Origin of the sequence: Streptomyces sp. NPDC020875, assembly GCF_040641415.1 — a bacterium.
GTDB lineage: Bacteria > Actinomycetota > Actinomycetes > Streptomycetales > Streptomycetaceae > Streptomyces.
The window spans coordinates 113,759-122,571 of record NZ_JBFADP010000019.1 but is presented as its reverse complement, the minus strand read 5'-3'; the positions used below and the strand labels follow the sequence as shown (position 1 = coordinate 122,571).

General features: G+C 71.9%; 7 protein-coding genes. 4 read left to right on the top strand and 3 right to left on the bottom strand.

Going from position 1 to position 8,813, the window contains the following annotated elements; all coding sequences use genetic code 11:
* Positions 1-838 precede the first annotated feature (838 nt).
* Genes AB0G74_RS13660 through afsQ1 form a run of 3 tightly spaced genes read right to left on the bottom strand, consistent with a single transcriptional unit; the run spans position 839 to position 3,748 of the window.
* On the bottom strand, positions 839-1,471 hold the full coding sequence (locus AB0G74_RS13660) for a hypothetical protein (RefSeq protein ID WP_361144732.1): 633 nt from the start codon (positions 1,469-1,471) through the stop codon (positions 839-841).
* Positions 1,468-3,054, bottom strand: a complete 1,587-nt coding sequence (locus AB0G74_RS13655) for a HAMP domain-containing sensor histidine kinase (protein ID WP_361144729.1) — start codon at positions 3,052-3,054, stop codon at positions 1,468-1,470. The genes AB0G74_RS13660 and AB0G74_RS13655 overlap by 4 nt, the downstream gene beginning before the upstream one ends.
* A 16-nt stretch (positions 3,055-3,070) precedes the next feature.
* On the bottom strand, positions 3,071-3,748 hold the full coding sequence (gene afsQ1 / locus AB0G74_RS13650; protein ID WP_358828490.1) for a two-component system response regulator AfsQ1: 678 nt from the start codon (positions 3,746-3,748) through the stop codon (positions 3,071-3,073).
* A 333-nt stretch (positions 3,749-4,081) separates the two neighbouring features.
* Between afsQ1 and AB0G74_RS13645 the strand changes: the two genes are divergently transcribed.
* The 4 genes from AB0G74_RS13645 to AB0G74_RS13630 all read left to right on the top strand — a co-directional run bounded on the left by AB0G74_RS13645 (position 4,082) and on the right by AB0G74_RS13630 (position 8,452).
* Complete coding sequence (locus tag AB0G74_RS13645) at positions 4,082-4,852, top strand: SigE family RNA polymerase sigma factor (protein ID WP_361144725.1); 771 nt, start codon at positions 4,082-4,084, stop codon at positions 4,850-4,852.
* Positions 4,853-5,167: 315 nt separating this feature from the next.
* Entirely contained in the window at positions 5,168-6,115 is a 948-nt protein-coding gene (deoC, locus tag AB0G74_RS13640; RefSeq protein WP_361144762.1) for a deoxyribose-phosphate aldolase, read from the top strand.
* Positions 6,116-6,120: 5 nt separating this feature from the next.
* Complete coding sequence (locus AB0G74_RS13635) at positions 6,121-7,557, top strand: aldehyde dehydrogenase family protein (protein WP_361144722.1); 1,437 nt, start codon at positions 6,121-6,123, stop codon at positions 7,555-7,557.
* Positions 7,550-8,452: an aldehyde dehydrogenase family protein gene (locus tag AB0G74_RS13630; protein ID WP_361144719.1), complete on the top strand. Its 903-nt coding sequence runs from the start codon at positions 7,550-7,552 to the stop codon at positions 8,450-8,452. The genes AB0G74_RS13635 and AB0G74_RS13630 overlap by 8 nt, the downstream gene beginning before the upstream one ends.
* The last annotated feature ends 361 nt before the right edge of the window (positions 8,453-8,813 follow it).

The window sequence follows — 8,813 nt, the reverse complement described above, 5'->3', positions numbered from 1 at the left end:
GACCGTTGCTCCGGCGGTATGCGGGCGGTCTTGTGTGGCGTCGGGAGGGTCGGTGGCCTCCGGGCTCACCTCCTCACGGACGGCGGAAGTGGGGTTGCCTGGGAGGCAGACCCGGTCTTTTCCGCCGTCCGTTGCGGGGGCGACCCTGCACCCCCCGACCACGCGCACTGGACATGCTGCTCGGGGCCGGAGCCCGTCCCGGGGAGGGGGGATTGCCACTTGATGTGGTCGGTCCACCCGCGCCTTGGTGGCTGGCTGGTCGCGCAGTTCCCCGCGCCCCTGGTTGCCCCCCTTGCTGCCCTCCGAAAAGGCCCTGCCCCTCAGCCTGGGGCCGGGACCCATAGGCAAGGGCCCCAGCTCCTTCTCCCAGGGCCGGGACCCAATTCAGGGCCGGTGCGGGGGGAGAGCATTTAGGGGCGCGGGGAACTGCGCGACCAGCCACAGCCGGGGCGCGGCCGGAACTCCTCCGGAGGAGGCACTATCCATCCCCGCCCGGAGGGCGCTCCCGTCCCGAGGGCGGCTCGGGGGAAGCAACCAGGGGCGCGGGGAACTGCGCCACCAGCCACATGCGGTCCGCAGGCCGCCGACAACATCAGGCCGCCGGGCGCGGCCCGGGGTTGTGGGCCTCAGCCGGAGGGCCAAGGCGCTGGGGGTCCCCCCATTGCCGAAGGCATAGGGGGCGGAACTGCGCGAACAGCCACAGGCGGGCCGCAGGCCACCCCGCGCGACCCGGTAGTGACGGGTCCTCCCCGGAGGGCCGAGGCGCTGGGGTCCCCCCATCGCCGAAGCCACTAGGCAGGCGGCATAACCCGGGGAGTCGGCTCCAAAGCGGGGGCCGTCACGGGGTGGCCGGGGGCCCCGGGGGCGGCGTGGCGCGGGTGGGCAAGGGGGTTTGGGGGTGGGACTTGGTCGTGGGGGCGCAGTCGTAGAGCGCCGGCGCGTAACCGCCGGGGCCCCCGAGGCGGACGCCGCCCTCGTCCGCCGCCGCCCGGCTCTCCGCGAGGGTGCAGACGAGTTGCGCGAGGGCCTCGGGCGCCAGGGCCTCGGGCTGGCGGCTGAGGCGGTAGGTGCCGTCGGGGTCGCCCGCCCGGCCGACGGAGATCGTCAGCGGGCTGCGGACGTACGTCTGGAAGCCCGCTTCCCGCTCGGCCTGCGTCGGCTCCTTCTGGAGTTCGGCGACGAGTGCCCGGGCGACGGGCAGCCCGGTCCCGGGGGGACTCTTCGGGGGCGCTTCCGTGTCGGCGGTGCGGTCGACGGCGACCAGTTGCGAGGCGCAGACCAGGTAGATCCGTACCGGTAGCGACGACGGCTGTGCCTGCGGCCCGCCTTCGCCGTTGACGGCGCACGGCAGCCGGGAGGGCGCGGGTCCGCCGTCGACGGGGACCTGTGTGGGGCGGATTCCGCAGCCGGTGAGGAGGAGGGCGAGCGCCGCCGTACCGAGCAGCGCCCGCCGTGTGGTCCGCCGCGTCACTTTCCGTCGTCCTCTCCGCCGGGCGTGTCGTCGCCGGGCTCGGCGCCGGGGCCGTCCGGGGCGCCGGATTCCGGGGCCGTGTCGCGCGGCAGCCGCAGGACGAAGACCGCCCCGTCGCCGTCGGGCGAGTTCGCGGCGGTGATGGTGCCGCCGTGGATATGGGCGTTCTCGACCGCGATGGAGAGCCCGAGTCCGCTGCCTTCGGAGCGGGGCCGGGACGCGCTGGCCTTGTAGAAGCGGTCGAAGACGTGCGGCAGGACGTCCTCGGGGATGCCGGGCCCGTGGTCGCGTACCTCGATGACGAGTTCGTCGCCGACGCCGTCGGGGCATTCCGTGCCGGTCGCCGGGTCCACGGTGCGGACCGAGACCCGGACCGGGGAGCCGCCGTGTTTGAGCGCGTTGCCGATCAGGTTGGCCAGGATGACGTCGAGCCGCCGCGGGTCGAGCCGGGCCATGACGCCGCGTTCGGCGTCGAGTTCGACGGCGTCCAGCCAGGCCCTGGCGTCGATGCAGGCGGTGACCTGGTCGGCGACGTCGACGAGGTCGAGGACCACCTTGACGGTGCCCGCGTCGAACCGGGTGACCTCCATCAGGTTCTCCACCAGGTCGCCCAGCCGCCGGGTCTCGGAGACCACCAGGTTCACCGCGGGCGCGATCATCGGGTCGAGGTTGTCGACCTCGTCCTCCAGGACCTCGGTGACGGCGGTCAGGGCCGTGAGCGGGGTGCGCAGTTCATGGGACATGTCGGCGACGAAGCGGCGGCTGGACTCCTCCCGCGCGCTCATGTCCGCGACCTTCTTCTCCAGCGATTCGGCGGTCTTGTTGAAGGTCCGGGCGAGTTCGGCGAGTTCGTCGGTGCCGGAGACCCGCAGCCGGGTGTCCAGCTTGCCCTCGCCGAGCCTGCGGGCGGCGTCGCCGAGGCGGCGTACCGGCTTCAGTACGGTCGTGGCGGCGGCCTGGGCCAGCAGCGCCGAGCCGACCAGCGCGAGGGCCGTGGCGATCCCCAGCGACCAGGCCAGGGTGTTGAGGTCCTTGCTCTCGGATTCGAGGGATTTGAGCATGTAGCCGGTGGGGCCGCCGTTGGCGACCCGGCTGCCGCCGACGAGGTAGGGCTCGCCGTCGCGGATGATCCGCTGCCAGTACAGGTGGTACGGCGCGGAGTTGCCCGCCCCGGTCGACTGCCGCCGGTTCACCTGCTCCCGCAGTCCCTCGGGTACGTCGCCGAAGGTGAAGTCGCCCAGGTCGGACGCGCCCACCAGGGGCTTGCCGCCGCCGCCCTCGCCGACCAGGAGGACGTTGTAGCCGTCCCGGCCGTGGCTCATCTGTTCGGCGGTGCGCTGGAGTTCGTTCTGCGAGGGGTGCAGCGGCAGGGTGGCGGCCCGGCTCTGCAACTCGGCCCGGAAGTCGTCGATGGTGGACTTCTGCGTACGGCTCAGTACGGCCTCGCGGTTGAGCCAGTACGCGATCCCGGACGCCGAGACCGCGGCGGTCAGCGCGACCACGGCGAACACGACGACCAGCCGCAACCGCAGACTGGTCCAGCGGAGACCGGCGACTATGGCACGCTTCGCGGCACCGGTCACCGCGCCGTTCCTCCGGTCACTGGGGAACGTCCAGCCGGTAGCCCACTCCGCGGACCGTACGGATCAGCGTCGGCGACGACGGGACGTCCTCGACCTTGGCCCGCAGCCGCTGGACGCAGGCGTCGACCAGCCGGGAGTCCCCGAGGTAGTCGTGTTCCCACACCAGCCGGAGCAACTGCTGTCTGGACAGGGCCTGTCCGGGCCGCCGGCTCAGCTCCAGCAGCAGCCGCAGCTCGGTGGGGGTGAGCTGGAGATCCTGGCCGTTCTTGGTGACGGTCATCGCCGAACGGTCGATGACCAGGGAACCGAAGGTCGCCGAGTCCGTCGACTCCCGTTCCCCGCGCCGCAGCACCGCCCGGATCCGGGCGTCCAGCACCCGGCCCTGGACCGGCTTGACGACATAGTCGTCGGCGCCGGACTCCAGCCCCACCACCACGTCGATGTCATCGCTGCGCGCGGTCAGCAGAATGATCGGCAACTGGTCGGTACGGCGGATGCGACGGCACACCTCGAAGCCGTCGATCCCGGGCAGCATCACATCCAGCACGATCAGGTCGGGTCGCTGCTCCTTGAGCAGTTTCAGGCCGTCCTCGCCCGTCGCCGCAGTGGCCACACGGTGGCCCTGGCGCGTCAGGGAGAGTTCGAGGGCCGTGCGGATGGCGTCGTCGTCCTCGATCAGCAACAGGAAAGGCACGGGGGCCATTCTGGCGTATGCCGGTCCCGGAGTTCGACCGGCATCGCGTCCGTGCGCGGCGGGAACCGTTCGAGGGCCCGTTCGAGCGGCGGTAAGGAACGGTCCCCGGGCGGTGCTGTGACGACCGCCGGGACGTCCGGGGAGCGGGCGGGGGGCGTACGCGGGCGGACGGGGAAGCGGCCCGGGGGCGCGTACGGGACGGTCCCTGTGACAGTGCTGTGACGATCGACGGACACCGCGATGAAACAGGCTCGGCAGAGTTGTCGCCATCGGACGGAAGCCCGAGGAAACGAACCAGCACCACTGACACACGAGACGACGGGGGGCGCGAGGATGAAGACGGCACTGCACGGAGTCACGGCCAGCGCAGTGACCACGCGCCTGCACGACGTCCATGTCAGGTCCGGTGAGAAGGTCTCCGGCGCCGCGAACGGGCGGGGGTGCGCTCGCGGCGCCGGAGTTCGGCACCAGGCTCCGTACATGACGGTGATCGAGCCCGCGCCGGTGGAGGTGCCCCGGCAGGCCGGGGCGCCGCGCCGGGCCGAGGCCCCGAAGCCGGTCGCCCCGGCGGCGGGCTCCCTCTCCGAGGCCGAGTTCACGGCATACGTACAGGAGCGGCGGTCGGCGCTGTACGCCACCGCGTACCACCTGACCGGTGACCGCTTCGAGGCGGAGGACCTGCTGCAGAGCGCGCTGTTCTCCACCTACCGGGCGTGGGACCGGATCAGCGACAAGGCGGCGGTCGGGGGCTACCTCCGCCGCACGATGACCAATCTCCACATCAGCGCCTGGCGGCGCCGCAAGCTCAACGAGTACCCCACGGAGGAGCTGCCGGAGACGGCGAGCGACACCGACGCGATGCGGGGTACCGAGCTGCGGGCGGTGCTCTGGCAGGCGCTGGCCAGGCTCCCCGAACTCCAGCGGACGATGCTGGTCCTCCGGTACTACGAGGGCCGTACCGACCCTGAGATCGCGGACATCCTGGACATCAGTGTCGGCACGGTGAAGTCGAGCATCTGGCGGTCCCTGCGCAGGCTGCGGGAGGACCAGGCGCTGAGCTTCGGGCGTGACGAGGAAGAGTCCTTCGGCGAGCTGGTGGCCTGAAGGCACGGGGGAAAAAGAGGGGGGACCGCCGGGCCGGGGGGCCCGTGCGGTGGAAGTGGGGGGCCATGGAGCCGGGGGGCTTCATGGTGCGAGAAGGAAACGGGGACCGGGGCGCCACGGGGGAGCCCCAACGGGAGCGGGATCGGACAGGCCGGGGGGTCTTGTCCGGTCCCGCTTCCTTTTGTGCCGGGCACGGCCGGGCGGGGCCGCGACGGTACGGGGGCGGGCGGAGGTGCGCCGTACGGATGCCGGGGCCGTACCGGATCGACCCCCTGTACAGGTCGCTACGCGCGTAGATATGCTCTCGTGGTGACCATGCCCCGTATCCATCCCGCCCTCGCCGACGTCACCGCGTCCGACCAGGCGCTCCGCAGATTCCTGCACGGGCTGCCCGGAGTCGACCCCGTCGGGCTCGAAGCGCGCGCCGCCGCCCTCGGGACCCGGTCGATCAAGACCACGGCCAAGGCGTACGCCATCGACCTGGCCATCTCGATGATCGATCTGACGACCCTGGAAGGCGCGGACACCCCGGGCAAGGTCCGGGCGCTGGCCGCCAAGGCCGTCCACCCGGACCCGACGGACCGGGAGACCCCCGCCACCGCCGCCGTCTGTGTCTATCCGGACATGGTGGCCACCGCCAAGGCCGCGCTGAACGGCGCCGACGTCAAGGTCGCCTCCGTCGCCACCGCGTTCCCCGCGGGCCGGGCCGCCCTCGACGTCAAGCTCGCGGACACCCGGGACGCGGTCGCCGCCGGGGCCGACGAGATCGACATGGTGATCGACCGGGGCGCCTTCCTCTCCGGCCGCTATCTGAAGGTCTTCGAGGAGATCGTGGCCGTCAGGGAGGCCGCGGGCCCCGCCCGGCTCAAGGTCATCTTCGAGACCGGTGAGCTGTCGACGTACGACAACATCCGGCGGGCCTCCTGGCTGGGCATGCTGGCGGGCGCGGACTTCATCAAGACGTCCACCGGCAAGGTCGCGGTCAACGCCACCCCCGCCAACACGCTGCTGATGCTGGAGGCCGTCCGCGACTTCCGGGAGCAGACCGGCGTACAGATCGGGGTGAAGCCCGCGGGCGGCATCCGGACCAGCAAGGACGCGCTGAAGTTCCTGGTCCTGGTCAACGAGACCGCGGGCCCGGACTGGCTGGACCCCCACTGGTTCAGGTTCGGCGCCTCCAGCCTGCTCAACGATCTGCTGATGCAGCGCCAGAAGCTGGCGACCGGCCGCTACTCCGGCCCCGACTACGTAACGGTGGACTGAGCCCGATGACGAACCTTTTCGAGTACGCCCCCGCGCCCGAGTCCCGGGCGGTCGTCGACATCGCGCCCTCGTACGGCCTCTTCATCGACGGCGAGTTCACCGAGGGCTCCGGCGAGGACCGGAACAAGACCCTCTCCCCGGCGACCGAGGAAGTACTCGCCGAGTACGTCCAGGCCAACGAGGAGGACGTCGACCGGGCCGTACGCGCCGCCCGTAAGGCGTTCGAGAAGTGGTCGGCCCTGCCGGGCGCCGAGCGGGCCAAGTACTTGTTCCGGATCGCCCGGATCATCCAGGAGCGCAGCCGTGAGCTGGCCGTTCTGGAGACCCTCGACAACGGCAAGCCGATCCGGGAGACCCGGGACGCCGATCTGCCGCTGGTCGCCGCGCACTTCTTCTACTACGCGGGCTGGGCCGACAAGCTCGGCCACGCCGGATTCGGCCCCGAGCCGAAGCCGCTGGGCGTCGCGGGCCAGGTCATCCCGTGGAACTTCCCGCTGCTGATGCTGGCGTGGAAGGTCGCCCCGGCGCTGGCGACCGGCAATACGGTCGTCCTCAAGCCCGCCGAGACCACCCCGCTCTCCGCGCTCTTCTTCGCCGACATCTGCCGTCAGGCCGGGCTGCCGAAGGGCGTCGTCAACATCGTCACCGGTGACGGCCGTACGGGCGCCGCGCTGGTCGGCCACCCCGGGATCGACAAGGTCGCCTTCACCGGCTCCACCGCCGTCGGCAAGGCCATCGCCCGGCAGGTCGCCGGCACCTCCAAGCGGGTCACGCTGGAGCTGGGCGGCAAGGGCGCCAACATCGTCTTCGACGACGCCCCGATCGACCAGGCCGTCGAAGGCATCGTCAACGGGATCTTCTTCAACCAGGGCCAGGTCTGCTGCGCGGGCTCCCGGCTGCTGGTCCAGGAGTCGATCGAGGAAGAGCTGCTGGACGCCCTGAAGCGGCGGCTCGGCACCCTCCGGCTCGGCGACCCGCTGGACAAGAACACCGACATCGGGGCGATCAACTCGGCCGAGCAGCTCGCCCGGATCACGGCCCTGGCCAGGACCGGCGAGGCCGAGGGCGCCGAGCGGTGGACCGCCCCGTGCGAGCTGCCGTCGGCCGGGTACTGGTTCGCCCCCACCCTCTTCACCGGGGTCACCCAGGCGCACACCGTCGCCCGGGACGAGATCTTCGGCCCGGTGCTGTCGGTGCTGACGTTCCGTACCCCCGACGAGGCCGTCGCCAAGGCCAACAACAGCCAGTACGGCCTCTCGGCGGGCATCTGGACGGAGAAGGGCTCGCGCATCCTCGCGGTCGCGAACAAGCTCCGGGCCGGAGTCGTCTGGGCCAACACCTTCAACAAGTTCGACCCGACCTCGCCCTTCGGCGGCTTCAAGGAGTCGGGCTTCGGCCGCGAGGGCGGCCGCCACGGCCTGGAGGCTTACCTCGATGTCTGAGAACCGATCGACGCGGCTGAGCGTTTTCAAGACCTACAAGCTGTACGTCGGGGGCAAGTTCCCCCGCTCCGAGAGCGGCCGGGTGTACGAGGTGACCGACGCAAAGGGCAACTGGCTGGCCAACGCGCCGCTCTCGTCCCGCAAGGACGCCAGGGACGCCGTCGTCGCGGCCCGCAAGGCATTCGGCGGCTGGTCCGGCGCGACCGCGTACAACCGGGGCCAGATCCTCTACCGCGTCGCCGAGATGCTGGAGGGCCGCCGCGAGCAGTACGCCCGCGAGGTCGCGGACGCGGAGGGCCTCTCCAAGTCCAAGGCGGCGGCCGTGGTGGACGCGGCGATCGACCGCTGGGTCTGGTACGCGGGCTGGACCGACAAGATCGCCCAGGTCGTGGGCGGGGCGAACCCCGTCGCCGGTCCCTATTTCAACCTCTCCACGCCCGAGCCGACCGGGGTCGTCGCGGTCGTCGCGCCGCAGAAGTCGTCGTTCCTCGGTCTGGTGTCCGTGATCGCCCCGGTGATCGCCACCGGCAACACGGCGGTCGTGGTGGCGAGCGAGCGGGCCCCCCTGCCCGCGCTCTCCCTCGGCGAGGTACTCGCCACCTCCGACCTGCCGGGCGGCGTGGTGAACATCCTCTCGGGCCGTACGGCGGAACTGTCGGCCCCGCTCGCCGCGCACCAGGACGTCAACGCGATCGACCTCACCGGCGCGGACGCGGCCCTGGCGAAGGAGCTGGAGATCGCGGCGGCGGACAATGTGAAGCGCGTCCTGCGCCCGTCGGCGGAGTCCCCGGACTTCACCGCGGACCCCGGCACGTCCCGGCTGACGGCCTTCCTCGAAACGAAGACGGTCTGGCACCCCACGGGCGCGCTGGGAGCCGCGGGCTCCTCGTACTGACGGGCCTCACGCGGGGCGCGGGCCCGTTTCCCGGGCCCGCGCCCCGGTCCTTTCGGCGCCGGGGGACTCGGCTCTCCGGAGCGCCCGGCAGCCTGATCCTGTTCGCGGTCTGCGGCCTGTCTCGCAGTTCCCCGAGCCCCTGGGTCGCCCTCCTGACCGCCCTCGTAAAGAGGCGGGCCTTTCGCGGGGCGGCGCTCGGGAGAGCGTTGAGGGGCTCGGGGAACTGCGAGAACAGCCACGACGGCGGTGCGGACCGCGAACAAGCCGCGGGCGCCGGGCCCGGCCCGGGTAGTGCGGCGATGCGGCGATGCCGGGAAGAGCACGTCGGGGCTCGGGGAACCGCGAGACAAGCTCAGGTCGC